This window comes from Kitasatospora sp. NPDC048194 (genome assembly GCF_043202455.1).
Lineage (GTDB): Bacteria > Actinomycetota > Actinomycetes > Streptomycetales > Streptomycetaceae > Kitasatospora.
In genome coordinates, this window is sequence record NZ_JBIDAK010000024.1 from 21,221 (window position 1) to 35,920 (window position 14,700).

A 14,700-nucleotide genomic window follows, 5' to 3' on the forward strand; every position below is an offset into this window, starting at 1 on the left:
CCGATCACCTCCTCTCAGCCGATGAACTCGATGTGCCGGACCAGGTCGGCGAGCTGTTCGCTGGTCGCCTGGCGGGCGCCGTAGAGGGTGACGTTGGTGGTGCGGTGGGTGTCCTGGGGCACGGGGGCCGTCGGGGCGGCGAGCTGCCGGGCGGGGATCAGCTCGCCGGCCACCGGCCGTGCCGGGACGAGTTGCTGCCCGAAAATGCTCGCGACCTCGCCCAGCAGGGCCATGCTGCGGCCGCGCTTGGCGGGATCCAGCGGGATGTACGCCTCGGGCCCGGCCTCGGCCCACAGGATCGGCCGGGAGGACATCATGGCCTGGCGCCCCGACAGGCCATCGGCGGCCGCCCGGACGCCACCGTTCGCATACTTCGTGACGCCGCCCCAGGCCTTGTTGACGGGCTGATGCCGGTCGGCGTAGCCCGGATCGTAGTAGTCGACCCGCACCGTGACGGTGCGACCCTCGATACCGTTGATGGCCTGCTGGATCCTCGCGGTCCCGTTCGCGGCGTCGTTCGTCGGCACGGTGACCCGGACGTCCTTGCCGCCGGGCAGAGCCTCGACCTGGTAGCCGATCGCCTGCAGGGCCTGGATCGCGTCGGCGCTCGGCGCCCGGACGGTCACGGTCTTGCCGGGCGGGACGTTCTCGACCTTGGCCTTGACCTCCTCCAGGTCTTTGATCGTCTGCAGGGCGCCGGGATCGGTGACCTTGGTCTCCTTCGCTGGTGGAAGCTGGGCGTACGCCGCCGTCAGCGAGTCGATCTGCTGCTGGGTGAACCCGGCCTGCTTCATCACCCGCTTGAGGGCATCGATGTCCTCACCGAGCACGGCCACCGACTGTTCGGTGCTGCCGGTCTGCTTCATGACCGCCTCGGCGTGGGCCTGCGCGGCTGCTGCGGCGTCCAGGAACGCGGTCTTGACGTTGCGGCCCTTCTCTGTGGTGATGTCGAGGTTGACCCCGTTCTCCTTGACCTTGTCCTTCAGGTCGGCGAGAGCGCCCTGCATCGACACAGCCGCCTTCGCGGCCGAGATGTTCGCGCCGTTGAGGCCGTTCAGCGCGTCGTTAAGTTTCTCGACCTCGGTGCGGGTGTCGCTGATGTCCTGGGCTGTGACCTTGGCCGCACCGCCCAGGCTCTTCGTGCTGTCCGCGGCGGTGCCGCTCGCCTCCGCCTCGCGCTTGGCTGCGTCGACCGCGCCGCTGATCTGTGGGGTCAGGCCGCCGAGGGCCTTGTCGACCTTGGTGATGCCCTGCGCCCACTCGGTCTGGCCGCCGCCGGCATCGGCGGCCGCCTGAGCAGCTGCCTTGGCCTCCTCTCTCATCGGCGCCAGCTGGCCGTTTACGCGCTCGAGGGCTGCGGCGTTGCCAAGGATCGCCTCGGTCAGGTCGGATGTGGAGATCCCGAGCGCCTGGGCGCTCTTGAGCACGCCGTCCTGCTCCAGCTTGTGGGCCAGCCATGCCTTGACGTTGGCGCCGACCGCGTTGCTGTCCGCCTTGACCGCCTCGGTCAGGCTCTCCTGCTGCTGCTTCGCGTCGTGCGAGGCCAAGCCGAAGATCGACAGGGCGACCGTGGCGACGCCGAGGATCGCGCCGAACGGGCCGCCCAGGAAGCCGGCGGCTCCGGACGCCGCGGACGCGAGCCGCGGCATGGTCTCCGACAGGGTCGCCACCGAGGCTTTGAACGCCGCGATTTTCGGTAGAGCGAGCATCAGGCCGCCGACCACCACGGTGAGCGCGCCGCCGATGCCGAGCAGCGCAACCGCGCTGGTCTGCAGCCACGGAGGCAGGTCGGTGTAGGCGTTGACGAGTCTGGTGACCCACTGGACCATGTCGCGCAGGACCCCGTTGGCGGCGGTGCCGCCGTTGATCAGTGCGACCTCGAGGCTGCCCCGGAGCTGCTCGATGTCTCCGGCCAGGTTGTTCATCTGGGTTCCGGCCATGCGGGACGCGGCGCCCTGGTCGTTGACGGCGTCGCGGTAGCGGTCGACGCCTGAGGCGCCGAGCTCGTACAGGATCGTTGCCGCGCGCACCGAGTCGCTGCCGAAAATGGTGGCCATGGCGGCGTTCCGCGCCTCGGGCGTGAGGTTCGTGAACGACGACTGCAGGCGCCCAGCGAGCGCGGTGAGGCCGACGAAGTTGCCCTGCGCGTCGTATGCGCTGAAACCCAACTTGTCCATGACGCCGCGGGCTTCGTCGGACTGCGGGACCAGCCGCTGCAGCATGACCTTTAGGCTGGTGCCAGCATCCGAGCCGACCAGCGCGTGGTCAGCGAACGCTGACAGGGTGCCGACAGTGTCCTCGAAGGACAGGCCGGTCTGGTGGGCGAGCAGGCCGCCCATGCGCAGGGACTCGCCCAGGCCGTGCACGTCCGCCGCCGACTTGTTGGCGCCTGCGGCGAGGACGTCGGCGATGTGACCGACGTCGGCGCCCTTGAGGCTGAACGTGTTCATCGCCTGCGCGCTGATGGTTGCGGACTCGGCGAGGTCCAACTGCCCAGCCGCGGCGAGGGACAGCGAGCCCTTCAGCGCGCCGCCGGTGATGTCGGCGACGCTGACGCCCGCGCGCGCCAGCTCGCCCTCGGCGTCCGCGGCCTGGGACGCGCTGTAGGCGGTGTCCCGGCCGGCCACGATCGCGGCCTGCCGCAGCTGGGCGAGTTGTTGGTCGGTGGCGTCGGCGACAGCCGCGACGCCGGACATGGCCTTCTCGAAGTGTGCGGCCGTGATGCTGGCTGCGGCGAACGCGCCGATCATCAGCAGGCCGCTCGTCCGGACCGCCGTGAAGGCCTTCTCCCCGCGCTCGCCCGCCGACACCATGCTCGCGCCGAACGAGGTCGCGTTGGCCCGGGCGGCCGCGGCGAACCCGCTGACGGCCATCGTCGCGCGGCCCCACACGGTGGCCTGCGCGGCGGCGGTCTCCGCCGTGACGACACCCGCCGACGTGGCCGCCTCGGACAGAGCCAGTCGCGAGGCCAGCGAGAGGCGCTCGACGCCCGTCGCTGCGGCGAGGTTCGCGCTGGTGAGGGTGGCGGAGACCTGCCCGATGGCCAGCGATGACCGCGTGGATGCGGCTGTCACCTCGGCCATCGACGCCGCACCGACGGTCGCGACCGCGCGGAACGTCGCCGGGATCTCGCCGGCGGCGGTCGCGACCCCGCGGGTCGCCGTCGAGGCCAGGGCCGACGCCGTGGTGACCTCGCCCATGCTGCCGCCCGCAGCGGCCGCCAACCCGGCCAGCGCCTCCGACGCGGCCGCCGACATGTTGACCGTGACCGCCCCAGTGCGGGCGAGCGCCTGCGACGTCCCGAGCGCGTCGGTCGTGATGCTCGACAGCGAGGCGTCCGCCGCCGCGGCGGCGGACCGGAACGTCGCCGGGATGGTCTCGGCTGCCGCAGCGATGCGCTCGGTGGACGCCGCCGCGGTCTGGCCGGCCTCCGCGACCGTGCGGCTCGCCGCAGTCGCTGCTGTCGCGCCCCGCTCGAACGCGCTCTGCTGGGCGCGCATCGCGGCGGTCGCGGCGGTGGCGGTGCTCTCGAACGCCCGGTTGTAGGCGGTCTGGGTCTCGCGGGCCGCGGCCTGCGCGGTGACCGCGAGACGCCGACTGTCCTGCTCGGCCTGGCCGGCGCCGCGCTGGAACGCGGCCGTGTCCAGGCTGAGCCGGACGTTGACGGTGCGGTTGGCCACGTCAGCCTCCTCTCGGGTGGACGTGGACGTGCGCCCCGTTCGGGTCGCCTCCGGCCTGCTGGAACTGGGCTGTTCGCTGGCCCGCGGCGGTGCACGCGTGGCAGCGGATGACCTCCGCCACCCACGCGTCCTCGGCATCGGGCGCGGTTGCGACGGACAGCGGCTGGCCACAGCCGCGGCAGGTGTCCTCCTCGACCACGACCAGGGCGAGTGCCCACGCGCGGTCGGAGTCGGTCCACAGCGGCTCGGCCGAGCCGACGACCCGGCCGAGGAACACCGATCGGGGGACGCCCCAGGCGCGGGCGGCTTCTACTTCTCGCCGGTGCGGGAGGCGGCGGTCGCGGAGGCGAGCAACGAGAAAGGGACGGCCTGCTGGGCGGCGTTGTTGAGGTCCCAGAGGGCCTGCTCCAGCACGCTCTGCTGGCCCGCGGAGAGCTTCTCCGCCAGCCGCTTGTACTGGTCGACGGTCATGACCGGGTCGACGGAGCACGCGGCGATCACCGCGGGGAAGAGCGTCGTCGGGTCGAACAGCATGTCCGGCTTGCTGGCCGGGTGCGCGGCCAGCAGGTCGGACCAGGCTTGCGGGGACAGGGCCCGGAACCGGAACTCCACCAGGTGCTGGGCCATCTCCTCGCGCAGGGCCTCCATGCGCTCGGCGATCCGCGTGCGGGGGTTGCCGGCCAGGGACTGGCCGACCAGTGCCGCCGCGTCGGTGAGCTGCCGCTCGAGGGCCTCGTACTCGCCCTGGAGCGCGCCGGCCAGGCACAGCGGGACGGTGATTTCGCGCGCCGTGGCGCCCGCGATGATCGCCTCAATGTCCAGCCCCGGGGACTGCTTCTGGGGCATCAGGCGACCGTCGCGTTGGTCGCCGGCTGGGTGGTGACCTTGAGCGGGCTCATGAACTTGAGCACCTCGTTCGCGGCGGGGGCCTTGTTCGCGCGCTCGCCGCACACGACCGGGTACACCTCGACCTGCTGGCCGGAGGCGAAGTTGGTCGAGTAGTCGATGCCGCGGCGGATGACCAGGTAGCCGTGGGTGCCGTACAGCAGGGTGGTGTAGGGCTGGTCCTCGGTCGGCGTGCTGCCGCGCTTGACCGTCAGCTCGCCGTCGAACTTGATCCGGCCGACTTCCATGGTGTCGAACGTGCTGGCCAGCGAGCTGGTGTCGACGTCGGCGGTGGTCGGGTCCATCTTGAGGCCGTCGGGGGTCAGGCGCGGCGTGAGGTCCATGCCGCCGTTGAGCTCGGTAGTGGTGGGGGCGTTGATGTTGGCGACGCTGGCGACCCAGGCAACCCGGGTCTTGCCGTCGCTGATCAGGTCGGACATGGGCCCTCCAGGGCGTGCGGGGTGGTCAGATGCGGACGGCGGCGACGGTGACCGAGGTGGTCGCCGAGTAGCTGATGGCGGCGAGTCCGTCGGAGGTACCGGCGAGCAGGTCGGCGGTGAGCGGGCCGATCATGCGCTCGCCCGAGGCCGGGACGGACACGGTCGGCGAGGTGACGGTCTGGCCGCGGACCGCGCCGGTCGCGGTGAGCGTCACCGTGATGGGCGATCCTCCGCCGTTCTTGACGTGCAGGAACGTGCGGTCGCCGGACATGGCGACCTTGTCGCCGGAGCCGCCGGCGGCGACGTAGGCGGGGTTCAGCCCGGCGAGGCTGATGACCTGGGTGGTCAGGGTGGCCATGGGGCCCTCCTCATGCGGGGATCGAGCGGATCCGGTACTGGATCGGCAGGTAGTAGAGGGGCGGGGTGACGTCGTCGTCGCGCTGCAGTGGCGGCCCGCCGAGTTCCTCGGGCCGCCACGTCGCCCGGCCGTCCACGGCGAGCGCCGGGGACAGAGCAGCGCGTGCCCGGTCGGCTGTACCGAGGGCGCCGTCGGGAGTCGTGGCCACGCAGGTGACCTGCAGCAGGACGTCGAGGGTGGTGCGGTCGTCGGCCAGGGAGTCTGTGGATGAGGCCCCTGGGCCGCTGTACACGACCACGTAGCTCTTGGGCAGCGGGGCCGGGCCGGCCGGTGCGCCGCCGAGGTAAACGGTCAGACCGGCCGCTGCGAGGGCGGCCTGGATGGCGGCCACGTGCGGCAGGACGGCAGGGATCGTCACAGCAGGCCCCCGCCGAACTCCTCGATGGCGGCCAGGAAGCGGGGTTCCTCGGCGGCCAGCGCCCGGCCGCCGTCGTTGTGGCCGCCCTGCCGACTCGTCCCGAACTCCAGGATGTTGCCCAAGGCGCCCTGGGGCCCGCCCTTGTCCGGGCCGATCACCGCACCCGTGCCGACCGGTGTGGTCTCCAGGTCGTAGCTGATGCTCGCCGGGTAGTGCGGCGCGTACCGGCCGGCGCTCGCACGAGCGTTGGCCTGCCAGTCGCGTTTGATGTTCAGCGCACCGCGGGAGACCACCTGTCGGGCGCCGCGCGCGGCCTCCTGGCCGGCCCGGGCCAGGTCCGCGACCAGAGCCTCGAGTCCGGTGATGTCGATGCTCACGAGCGGTCCTCCGTCTCCAGGCGCCACGCGGTGGCGGTCGAGGACTCCTCGACCGAGGTGACCCACAGGGTCATCCCGGCCAGACGCGGGTCCGGAGAGGCGGCCACGATCACCTGGTCACCGGCGACGACGCGGTCGACCGCGAGCGGCATCGCCGACCACGGCAGGGCCACCTGGTAGCGGCGGAGCACGACCTGCCGCTCACCGGCCTCCTTGCCGTGGTCCTGGACCACGTTCGGTTTGACCCTGCCCGGTCCGGGCCCGTAGAGGACCCGGGCGTCCGGCTGGGTGGTGGCGCCGGTGACAGGGTCGTAGACGTCGGTGCCTGGCCGCACGAGGCGGACGGTGTCGACCATCAGGGCCTCGTGCGCGGTGCGGCCGGCGGCGAGGAGGGTGTCGAGGGGCATCAGCGGCTCCCCGTCATCCAGGCCTCCGGCGTGCCGAGGGCCGCCTCCAGGGCCTCCAGTTCGCCAGGCAGCAGGTCGCCGGCTGCGGTGATGGCCTCGGTGGCGAACGTCCTGCTGTAGTCGTCGATCTGCTCGGACCGCAGCAGCCCGTCGGCGCCGGCCGGGGTGGCCCCGAACCGCGAGGCGACCGCGCAGGTCAGCTCGACGATGCCGTCCGGGACGGTGCCGTAGCCGCGGGTGTAGACGACCTCCACCTGGCCGGTGCCGCAGGGGACGGTCAGCCGCTCGCCGTCCCAGCACCACCAGGGAAGTGCTGTGGTGGTGCCGGTGCTGTCGACCGCGACGACCGACGTCACCGCGGTGATCGGCGGCCCGGGGAGGGCCACGGTGCCGTCGTGCTCGGCGAGACGGACGGTGGAGGTGCTGGAGGTGATGGGCTGTCCAGCCGCCCGGCGGATGCGTGCCGAGGCCCGCGCGAGGAGGGCGTCGGCGGTCGCTGCCGGGAGGCTGTAGCCGTACGTGGTGGCGTCGGCCTGGGTGGCGAGTGGGGGCAGGCTCATGCTCGCCTCCTAGACGCCGTGGGCCTCGATCAGGTCGGCCTTGGTCATCGCCTCGGCGGCGGCCGGGTCGGCGCCGTTGGCTACCGCCCAGCCGACCCACTCACTCTTGGGGGCGCTGGTCGGCGGGGCCTGGCTCGGCAGCTGCGGCACGTCGGGCTCGGCCGGTTCGGTGTAGGGGCTGCCGTCCTCGTTGACGCGCCGCAGCTGGCCGGTGGTCATGCGGTGGGCGATCGCGTCGGGCAGAGGGAGGTCCATGGCGATGACCGCGCCGCCCTCGCCGAGGACGTAGATCGTCTCGGGCATCAGGTGTTCCTCGGCATCTTGAAGGCGGTCAGGGATCCGGCGAAGGAGGCGCCGAGGTTGATGCTCAGCGAGCCGTCGGCCTGGAGGAACCGGCCGGACTCGAACGGGCCGAGCCAGACGATGGCGCCGGCGCCGACGGTCACGGCGAGGTCGCCCTGGCCGGCGGCGAGGGCGGGCGGGTAGGTGCCGGCCTTGACGGTGGCGGTGTTGGAGGAGCCGCCGGAGTTGTAGACGCGAAGCATCGTGAGCTCCGGCGTGGCCTTGGCGATGGTGTGCTGGTTGGTGGGGTCCGCGGTGGTCGGCGTCGGGTCGGCGATCGAGCTGTTCGGCGACAGGACGCTGTACGGGACGGCGGTGCGAGCCATGGTTCAGGTCTCCGATCAGGCCGGGTTGATGAAGGCGCAGGCGAGCGCCTCCGGGCGGACGAGCTTGGCGCCGTAGACGGCCAGGCCCTTGACGGCGTCGGAGAACCCGGCCTCGGGCCGGTAGGCCTCGGTCTGGCTGATCTGCTCGGCGAAAGTCAGCGCGGAGTTGACGCCCGCGATGATGACCTGGGTGTCGCCGGACGGGTTGGGCACGTTGTTCGACTCGTAGATGTCGAACCCCGCGGCCCGGCCGACGAAGCCGTTGCGCAGGGCGTCCGTGGTGCCAGCCTCGTTGGCCTTGATGAACCGGGCGTCGCGCAGGAGGGAGCCCATCAGCTCCGGGGAGACGACGACGAACCGGCCGGCCGTCGGGACGTTCGCCTTCTTCAGGGCCGTCCGCAGCGGGACGAGCACCTTGTCGTAGGCGTCGGTGACGGTGGTGTAGGTGTCGATCGGGGAGCCGGTCGACCCGAGCTGGTTGGCGGCGACGATTCCGGTGTAGAACGAGGCGATGTACTGGTCGACGGTGTCGGCGAGCTTGTACGCGGCCCGGGACATGGCCTCGGTCATGACGTTGCCGGCGGCCTGGCGCTGGTCGACGTCGTCGACCTTGAAGGCGAAGTACTTCGCCTGGTCGATGACGAGGGTGCGCTGGGCGTCGGTGAGCTCCTCGGGCACGATGGTCGTGCTGTTCGGTACGTAGGTGCCGATGGTCGGGTCGGAGATCGAGGTGATGCGGACGGTGTCGCCGGCGTTGGCGATCTCGCCCTCGTAGTCGCGGTTGATCATGCCGGGCCCGCCGTAGACGAGCTCCTTGCGCAGGGCGACCAGGAGCTTGGCGCTCCAGATCTCCGGCTTGAAACGGGTGATGGCCACTGCTGTGGGTCCTCTCGGTCAGGAGCCCAGGTAGTCGCGCAGCTGACCCTTGCGGTGAGCCTCGTCGATCTGCTCGGGCGTCATCTTCTTGACGTCGGCCTCGGTGTACTGGCGGGGGCCGGTGGGCGTTTTGCGCGCGCCGCCGTCGCCGGTGCCTTCGAACCGGGGCTTGGTGCTGCCGGCCGTTGCGGCCAGGTAGGGCTTGGACTTCACGAGGTCGTCGATCGCTTCGGCGATCTCGTCCTCGTCGACCTGGCCGTCCTCGTCGACCTCGAAGCGGGTGAGGTCGAGGAAGCGCAGGGCGTCGCGGGGGTCGGACAGCTTGCCGGCGGCGGCCGCGCGGACCTCGGAGCGCAGGATGCGCTCGTTGGCACGGGCGGTGGCCGCGGTGGTGGCGTCGCGGCGGATCTGGTCCTCGTCGGGGCCGCCGTCGCCCTTCTTCGCGGCGGCGAGCTCGGCCTCCAGGTCGGCGGCGCGCTTCTCGGCGGCACGTCGGCGCTCGGCCTCGGCCTTGCGGCGGGCCTTCTCCGCCGCGAGGGCCTTCGTGCCGGCCTCGCCGAGCGGCTCGTCGTCGCCGTCGTCCGGGCTGTCGTCGTCCGGCTGGTCGTCGGGGTCGTCGTCGCCGTCGTCGGGGGCGCCGCCGAGGATCGGCCAGATCGGCTGTTCGCCGTCCTCGCCGGGGCGCGGCTTGCGCCAGCCGACGGCGAGCAGGCCCGTACGGGCGTGGCGGGGCAGGGTGCGGTCGTGCATCGGGGCTCCTGTTGCAGGAGTCGGGGCCGCCGTTGCGGCGGCCTGGTCAGTAGAGGAAGCCGTACCGGTGGAGGAGGCGGATCGCCTCGTTCCGGTCGGACGCGAGTTTGTAGATCGCCTCAGGCATGAGACGGGCCCGTGCGGGCGCGCGGCCGGCCTCGACCAGACTCTTGAGGCGGCGGGCAGCCAGGCCCCGCTTGGTCATGCCCTCTCGGGTAGCCAGCAGGCGTCCGCCGTGCGTCCCGGAGGCGATCGTGTACAGGCCGCGGCGGGCGTTGACGATCTGACCGATGTCAGCGCCGTCTCGGATGGCCCGAGCCCCGGCTATGGTGAAAACGCGGTCCTGCTCGGCCCGGGACAGGCTGCGGAAGTAGCCCTCCGGGTCCATCGTGTGCACTCCCCGCCGGTAGCGGGTGATGGGCAGGTGCACGCAGTCGCAGTGCGGATGCCGCTGGAATCCGCTGTTCCAGCCGTACTCCTTCCCGGCCAGGACCACGCAGCGGGCGCACGACGGCGGGGACAGGACACGGACGTAGCCGGTCGTGCGCCGGTCAGCCGTGATGCCGGCGCCGACGGCCTGCCGGCCCGCGTCCGGGACCTCCGTGCCGACGATCCGCAGCAGTTCGGACAAGCCCTGGTCGAGCGCGTCACCCGACGCGGCGCCGCCGCCGATGGCTTGCTTGGTGCGGATGATCGGCTGGTAGAGCAGGGATTCCAGCGGACGGCCGTCGGCGGCGACCCGGGTGAACGCGGCCGGGTCGACCCGGAATTCGGGAGCCTGGCCATCCGCGCCCTGGGCCGTGACCGCGGCAGACACGTAGGAGGTGCTGCCGGTGGCCGCGGCCAGCTGGGCGGCCGCGATGATCGCGAACACCCGGTCCCCGGTGGCGGACATCCACGCCTCGGTGATGGCGTCCTGGGGTAGCTGGCGCCACTCGCGGGTGGCGGCGCGCAGGGCGGCCAGGGTGATGCGCCGCTGGCGCCGGTAGTGGGCGATGGCGAGGGCCTCGGCGTCCACATCACACCTGCGGCGGGACGGGGGTCGGCTCCGGTGGCGGCGGGATCGGGTCGGGTTTGCCGGCCAGCAGCGAGGACACCGGGTCCAGGGCCGCTTCCTGCTCGCGCATGGCCATAAGGTCCGCGACCTCGGTCGGGGTGAGCCCGTACCGCAGCGCGAGGTACTCGAAGGGGAAGCCGATCTGCTTCAGCTTCAGCAGGCTGTCGGTGAGCTGGGCCATCGAACGGGACTCGGCGTCCGCCCACATGACCGTGCCGCCGGCCAGCGCGCGGGCCTTGCTGTCCTCGCCGCGGGCGAGCGCGATCAGCTGGAACAGCTCGCGGATCGCTTGCCCGTACCAGAGCTGCTTCTGCTGGACCTTCTTGACCTGGCCGGTCTCGGCCGCGATCAGGGCGTCGCCGGACAGGTTGGCCATCTTGCCGACGAGGTAGTGCTGCGGGGTGCGGGTCTGGGCAGCGATGTGCCCGACCGCGACCTCGATCACCTTGGTGTAGGCCTCCAGGTTCGCGGCCGGCCAGGAGCCGATGTTGGCCTTGTCGGAGCTGAGCCACAGGACGCGGTCGACGGCGAATTTCTCCAGCGGCACCGGCCGGGAGCCGATCACCTGGCCGTTGGCGTCAAGGATCGGCGTCTTGGGCGGCTCGGCGCCGAGCACAACGCGCTGCGGGAAGCTCGCGAAGTCGCTCGCGGTGAACAGCTGGGACCACAGCAGGTTCACGGCGTCCTGCATCGCGATCACGCCGGAGACGTCGCTGATCGGGTCGTCGGCCAGGAGCGGCCGGTTCGGCAGCTCCACCATCGGCACCAGGCCCATGGGGTTCGGCTGCGGGTTCGGCTCGCTGCCCGTGTCCCGCTCCGTCCAGGCGCGTTCCAGCTCGTCGGCCTGCGCCAGCAGCGGGCTCTTGCGGGGCTCCGCGCCGACCGGCCGCTTCAGCTTCCAGACCTCGTCCTTGAGGTAGAGGGTGGCGTACTCGCAGTTGCCGTCCTGCCACGTCTTCAGAGCGGCCCGCCGGCATCGCCGACTCCCCGGCTCGTACTGGACGATGGCCTGCCGGGCGTCCTCGAACGTGACGCGCGGGGTCTCCTCGTCGTCCGGGTCGCCCCACACGAGCGCGAACGCCCGTGCGCCGAGCCCGGCGCCGAGGAAGCCGAGCTGGGAGTCGGCGTCGAGCCCGTTGCGCTGCCACACCCCCCACAGGTCCTTGTCGGCCGTGACCTCGCCGGCGGCCTTCACGCCGGTCACTGCGAGGCGCTCCACCGGGGACTCAGCGACCACGGAAACCCAGTTGTCGCTGAACCCCCGGTACTGCTTCTCGAAGTACTGGCGGTACTGCTCGCTCGCGAACCGCAGGGGCACCTTGCCCTTGTAGTAGTTCGTCGCCGTCCGGACGGCGCCCGAGCGGGACTGCAGCTCGGACATCAGCACGTCCGCCAGCCGTCCGGCCTGCTCCAGCGTCAGCCCCACAGGGCACCTCCTCTCACGCGGTCCACACCCACGACTCCGTCTCGCGGGCCAGGCCCGCCTTGATGGCGTCGCCCGCCGCCTCGTGAGCGAGGATGCTCACCACCGCGAGGTCGATCTTCTGGGCCGGGCTGGCCTTCTTCAGCACGTACCGGTCCGCCGGCCTGGCCGCTTTGCGGGCGTTCGCGATGTGCGCGCCCGCCGTTGGGCATCCGTCGTGCCGGAACGTGCTGTCCTTCTTCATCACGTCCGTGCGGAGGCGCTCCGCCGCGGCGTGCATCTGCACGGCCCGCTGGGTGTACCAGCGGACCACGACCTTCTCGCCGTACCGGTCGGCCCACGTGTCGACTTCGGTCTCCCAGTACGGCGGATCGCAGTACATCCGGACGACTCGGTAGCGGCGCATCAGGTCCTGCACCGCGGCGTCGACCTCGAGGCGCGGCACCTGGCCGCCGTGCTCCGCCGGGTCCCAGATCGTCGGGGTGCGGTCCGGTCCGAACGTCGGGGTGAACTGGAAGCCATCGAGGGTCTCGGCCCTGATGCCGGTCCAGTCATCGACGTCACTGCCGTCGAAGCCGAGCACCACCGCGGTGCCGTCGGCGGGCACCGGGCGGACCGCGGCCCGGGCGTCCCACAGGTGCCGGTCGAGGTAGCCAGCGGTGCCGGCCACGATCCGGTTCAGGTAGAACCGCTCGGCCTGGGCCGGGTCCTTCTCGGCGATCTCGACGAGCTCGCCGTCGATCCGGTCGATGTCCACCCAGCCGCCAGCGCCGACCGCCGAGCCGCCGTAGGCGATCCGCAGGGCCTTGTGCCGCTCCCGCTTGTTCGCCAGCGACGCCGGCGGCGGGATCCGGTGGTCGCGGTGCACGTCCGTGACCCGGGCCTCAGCGGTGCGCTGGGCCACGCTCTGTTCGGACGGGTCCCAGGCGTTGGTGGTCTCCACCGCCCGGCCGCCGGTCCCGGATAGGTTCCGGCGCTGGGTCTCCGCCAGCCTCCAGCCGCCGTTCGCCTCCAGCCAGGAGTGCGTCTCGTCCTGCACAGCGAAGGTGATGCGCTGGCCCAGGCGGGCCCGGCCGCTGGAGGTGACCGGTTCGATCCGGCCGCCGCCCGGAACGTTGATTCGGGTCTCGCCGGTGTCCGGGATCCAGTCGGCCAGCGGCCCCTCGTCAATCATCGGGACGAGCGCCCGGTAGACGTTGTCGGTCTGATCCTCGGAAGTAGCGGCGATCTGAATCCAGGGCGTTTCCCACGGCCGGCCGACCGGCTCTCCTGCGGCGTCCCAGCCGGCGAAGCGGACCGGGCCGACCGCCTCGGCGCACACCAGCGCGCACGTCAGCGGGCCCTTGCCCCACTTCTGAGGCCGTACCAGCTGGCTGCGGCGGTAGGCCCAGGCGGACGCCCACCGGTCCTCGGCGGCGTCCGGCCGGAGCCGGTAGTGCCAGGCCAGGAACTGCCACATCTCGTCGGTCAGCAGGTATGGCTCGCCGATCCGGTCGCCGTCCGGGATGACGCAGTGCGCCTCGATCCACTCGCCGATCGTCCAGCCCAGCGTGGGGAACTCGCCCGGGTGATCAGGCCCCCGCCACGGCACTGGGGTCGACCACCTTCAGCCGCTGTCGGGCACTCATCGGGCGTCGGGACGACCGGCTCTGACGCTGCTCGGCCACCTCGTCCGGGGCGATCTCCCACCGCAACCGCAGCATCGCCTGCGGGTTCAGGCCGAGCCGATCCTCCAGCTGCCTCGCCTCGGTCGCCGCCTTGGTGTTGCCGTTCTCGGCGAGGACAGAGAAGCGGACGAAGCGCGCGACGGTCAGCACGGCGCGCGTGCGTTCCCACATCACGGCCTGCGGCGTCGACCACAGGTCGGCCCACAGGTCGAGCTCGCGCTCTCGCAGGGCAGTCGTGTCGACGTCCTTGATGACGAGAGGCGGCAGCGGGAAGCGGGGCGGTTCGCCCTGGCGTCCCTCGGCTGGGAGCTGGGTCATTGCGATCGAGGCGTTGCGCCGTCGTCGTTCGCCCGCCGGCTTGGGGGCCGGGCCCATTCCGCCCATGGTGATCACTCTCCAGTGCCGTTGCGGCACGTCACGGCGGGGCCGTTGCGGCCCGCGCCTGGGGTCACTCTGGGTTACGGTCGGCGGCCCCCAGGGGGCACCAGACCCGTACAGATTGCGGGCTGCCTCCCCGGCGGTCCTGGTCGGTGGGCCGTCGGGGGGTCCACCCCCTGGGGTCAGTCACCCTCCGTGGTGGCTGGCGGTGTCCAGCCCATGGCGACCAGGGCCTCGTAGGTGCCGTGACCGAGGATGTAGCTCGGCTCTGCGTCGCTTGTAGTGGTGACGTCGACCAGGGTGAGGGCCTTGGTGTTGGGCTGGGCTCGGTAGTCCTCGGTCATCGGCTGTTCCATCCTCCGGGCTGGTGGCGTGCTGTCTCGCGGCTGTGGCAGCTGTGGCAGAGGCCTCGGCCGTGGGCTGGGTCGTCCGGGTCGTGGCCTGCGTCGACGAGCTCTCGGCGGGACAGCGGCCAGTGGTCGGCGTGCTGGCTGGGCTGGCTGCAGGGCTGCCCGTGTCCGTGGTCCTGGTCGGTGCACACGCACTGTGGGTCGCGCTGCAGGACGCCGGGGCGGAAGCGGTTGCGGTGCTGGTGGCCGTAGCCGCGCTGGGTGCGGGTGCCGCGGGCCTGCTCTGCCTGGGCCTGGTGGTCTGGGCAGCGGCCGCCGGTGGTGAGCTCGGGGCAGCCGGCCACGGTGCAGACGGTGAGGGCGCGACGTCTGGCCACGGTCGATCACCTGCCCTACGCTGAGCGGC

At 72.0% G+C, this 14,700-nt stretch carries 19 protein-coding genes; all 19 read right to left on the bottom strand.

Going from position 1 to position 14,700, the window contains the following annotated elements:
* Positions 1 to 14: 14 nt before the first annotated feature.
* The gene (locus ACGF07_RS25445; RefSeq protein ID WP_392902279.1) at positions 15 to 3,680 is read right to left on the bottom strand and encodes a phage tail tape measure protein; all 3,666 of its coding nucleotides are present in this window, start codon (positions 3,678 to 3,680) and stop codon (positions 15 to 17) included.
* Between the two features lies 1 nt (position 3,681).
* A complete protein-coding gene (locus ACGF07_RS25450) occupies positions 3,682 to 3,957 on the bottom strand; it encodes a hypothetical protein (protein WP_392902281.1) in 276 nt (91 codons plus the stop codon).
* Positions 3,958 to 3,989: 32 nt separating this feature from the next.
* The gene (locus ACGF07_RS25455) at positions 3,990 to 4,526 is read right to left on the bottom strand and encodes a hypothetical protein (protein ID WP_392902283.1); all 537 of its coding nucleotides are present in this window, start codon (positions 4,524 to 4,526) and stop codon (positions 3,990 to 3,992) included.
* Entirely contained in the window at positions 4,526 to 5,005 is a 480-nt protein-coding gene (locus ACGF07_RS25460; protein WP_392902285.1) for a hypothetical protein, read from the bottom strand. Before ACGF07_RS25460 ends, ACGF07_RS25455 begins: the two co-directional genes overlap by 1 nt.
* 25 nt (positions 5,006 to 5,030) lie before the next feature.
* Complete coding sequence (locus ACGF07_RS25465; protein ID WP_392902287.1) at positions 5,031 to 5,363, bottom strand: hypothetical protein; 333 nt, start codon at positions 5,361 to 5,363, stop codon at positions 5,031 to 5,033.
* A gap of 10 nt (positions 5,364 to 5,373) precedes the next feature.
* Positions 5,374 to 5,781, bottom strand: a complete 408-nt coding sequence (locus ACGF07_RS25470; protein ID WP_392902289.1) for a hypothetical protein — start codon at positions 5,779 to 5,781, stop codon at positions 5,374 to 5,376.
* Positions 5,778 to 6,158, bottom strand: coding sequence for a hypothetical protein (locus ACGF07_RS25475; protein WP_392902291.1), 381 nt, complete (start codon positions 6,156 to 6,158; stop codon positions 5,778 to 5,780). Before ACGF07_RS25475 ends, ACGF07_RS25470 begins: the two co-directional genes overlap by 4 nt.
* Positions 6,155 to 6,565: a DUF6093 family protein gene (locus tag ACGF07_RS25480; RefSeq protein WP_392902293.1), complete on the bottom strand. Its 411-nt coding sequence runs from the start codon at positions 6,563 to 6,565 to the stop codon at positions 6,155 to 6,157. The genes ACGF07_RS25475 and ACGF07_RS25480 overlap by 4 nt, the downstream gene beginning before the upstream one ends.
* A complete protein-coding gene (locus tag ACGF07_RS25485) occupies positions 6,565 to 7,125 on the bottom strand; it encodes a hypothetical protein (RefSeq protein ID WP_392902295.1) in 561 nt (186 codons plus the stop codon). Before ACGF07_RS25485 ends, ACGF07_RS25480 begins: the two co-directional genes overlap by 1 nt.
* A 9-nt stretch (positions 7,126 to 7,134) precedes the next feature.
* Entirely contained in the window at positions 7,135 to 7,428 is a 294-nt protein-coding gene (locus ACGF07_RS25490) for a hypothetical protein (protein WP_392902297.1), read from the bottom strand.
* A complete protein-coding gene (locus ACGF07_RS25495; RefSeq protein WP_392902299.1) occupies positions 7,428 to 7,793 on the bottom strand; it encodes a hypothetical protein in 366 nt (121 codons plus the stop codon). The genes ACGF07_RS25490 and ACGF07_RS25495 overlap by 1 nt, the downstream gene beginning before the upstream one ends.
* A 15-nt stretch (positions 7,794 to 7,808) precedes the next feature.
* Positions 7,809 to 8,669, bottom strand: a complete 861-nt coding sequence (locus tag ACGF07_RS25500; protein WP_392902301.1) for a P22 phage major capsid protein family protein — start codon at positions 8,667 to 8,669, stop codon at positions 7,809 to 7,811.
* Positions 8,670 to 8,687: 18 nt separating this feature from the next.
* Positions 8,688 to 9,419, bottom strand: coding sequence for a hypothetical protein (locus ACGF07_RS25505; RefSeq protein WP_392902303.1), 732 nt, complete (start codon positions 9,417 to 9,419; stop codon positions 8,688 to 8,690).
* A gap of 46 nt (positions 9,420 to 9,465) precedes the next feature.
* The gene (locus ACGF07_RS25510) at positions 9,466 to 10,437 is read right to left on the bottom strand and encodes a hypothetical protein (RefSeq protein ID WP_392902305.1); all 972 of its coding nucleotides are present in this window, start codon (positions 10,435 to 10,437) and stop codon (positions 9,466 to 9,468) included.
* Between the two features lies 1 nt (position 10,438).
* Complete coding sequence (locus ACGF07_RS25515; RefSeq protein WP_392902307.1) at positions 10,439 to 11,902, bottom strand: phage portal protein; 1,464 nt, start codon at positions 11,900 to 11,902, stop codon at positions 10,439 to 10,441.
* A 13-nt stretch (positions 11,903 to 11,915) separates the two neighbouring features.
* Positions 11,916 to 13,490: a hypothetical protein gene (locus tag ACGF07_RS25520; RefSeq protein WP_392902309.1), complete on the bottom strand. Its 1,575-nt coding sequence runs from the start codon at positions 13,488 to 13,490 to the stop codon at positions 11,916 to 11,918.
* Positions 13,471 to 13,950 carry a hypothetical protein gene (locus tag ACGF07_RS25525; protein WP_392902311.1) on the bottom strand — a complete coding sequence of 160 codons (480 nt, stop codon included), beginning with the start codon at positions 13,948 to 13,950 and terminating at the stop codon, positions 13,471 to 13,473. The genes ACGF07_RS25520 and ACGF07_RS25525 overlap by 20 nt, the downstream gene beginning before the upstream one ends.
* 176 nt (positions 13,951 to 14,126) lie before the next feature.
* Complete coding sequence (locus ACGF07_RS25530; RefSeq protein ID WP_392902313.1) at positions 14,127 to 14,288, bottom strand: hypothetical protein; 162 nt, start codon at positions 14,286 to 14,288, stop codon at positions 14,127 to 14,129.
* Positions 14,285 to 14,671, bottom strand: coding sequence for a holin (locus ACGF07_RS25535; RefSeq protein WP_392902315.1), 387 nt, complete (start codon positions 14,669 to 14,671; stop codon positions 14,285 to 14,287). Before ACGF07_RS25535 ends, ACGF07_RS25530 begins: the two co-directional genes overlap by 4 nt.
* Positions 14,672 to 14,700: the final 29 nt, after the last annotated feature.

Excerpts from the sequence above, each read along its gene's own strand:
- ACGF07_RS25505 (WP_392902303.1), bottom strand. The coding sequence starts at position 9,419 with ATGCACGACCGCACCCTGCCCCGCCACGCCCGTACGGGCCTGCTCGCC.
- ACGF07_RS25490 (WP_392902297.1), bottom strand. The coding sequence starts at position 7,428 with ATGCCCGAGACGATCTACGTCCTCGGCGAGGGCGGCGCGGTCATCGCC.
- ACGF07_RS25525 (WP_392902311.1), bottom strand. The coding sequence starts at position 13,950 with ATGGGCGGAATGGGCCCGGCCCCCAAGCCGGCGGGCGAACGACGACGG.
- ACGF07_RS25455 (WP_392902283.1), bottom strand. The coding sequence starts at position 4,526 with ATGCCCCAGAAGCAGTCCCCGGGGCTGGACATTGAGGCGATCATCGCG.
- ACGF07_RS25495 (WP_392902299.1), bottom strand. The coding sequence starts at position 7,793 with ATGGCTCGCACCGCCGTCCCGTACAGCGTCCTGTCGCCGAACAGCTCG.
- ACGF07_RS25465 (WP_392902287.1), bottom strand. The coding sequence starts at position 5,363 with ATGGCCACCCTGACCACCCAGGTCATCAGCCTCGCCGGGCTGAACCCC.
- ACGF07_RS25480 (WP_392902293.1), bottom strand. The coding sequence starts at position 6,565 with ATGCCCCTCGACACCCTCCTCGCCGCCGGCCGCACCGCGCACGAGGCC.
- ACGF07_RS25460 (WP_392902285.1), bottom strand. The coding sequence starts at position 5,005 with ATGTCCGACCTGATCAGCGACGGCAAGACCCGGGTTGCCTGGGTCGCC.
- ACGF07_RS25530 (WP_392902313.1), bottom strand. The coding sequence starts at position 14,288 with ATGACCGAGGACTACCGAGCCCAGCCCAACACCAAGGCCCTCACCCTG.
- ACGF07_RS25485 (WP_392902295.1), bottom strand. The coding sequence starts at position 7,125 with ATGAGCCTGCCCCCACTCGCCACCCAGGCCGACGCCACCACGTACGGC.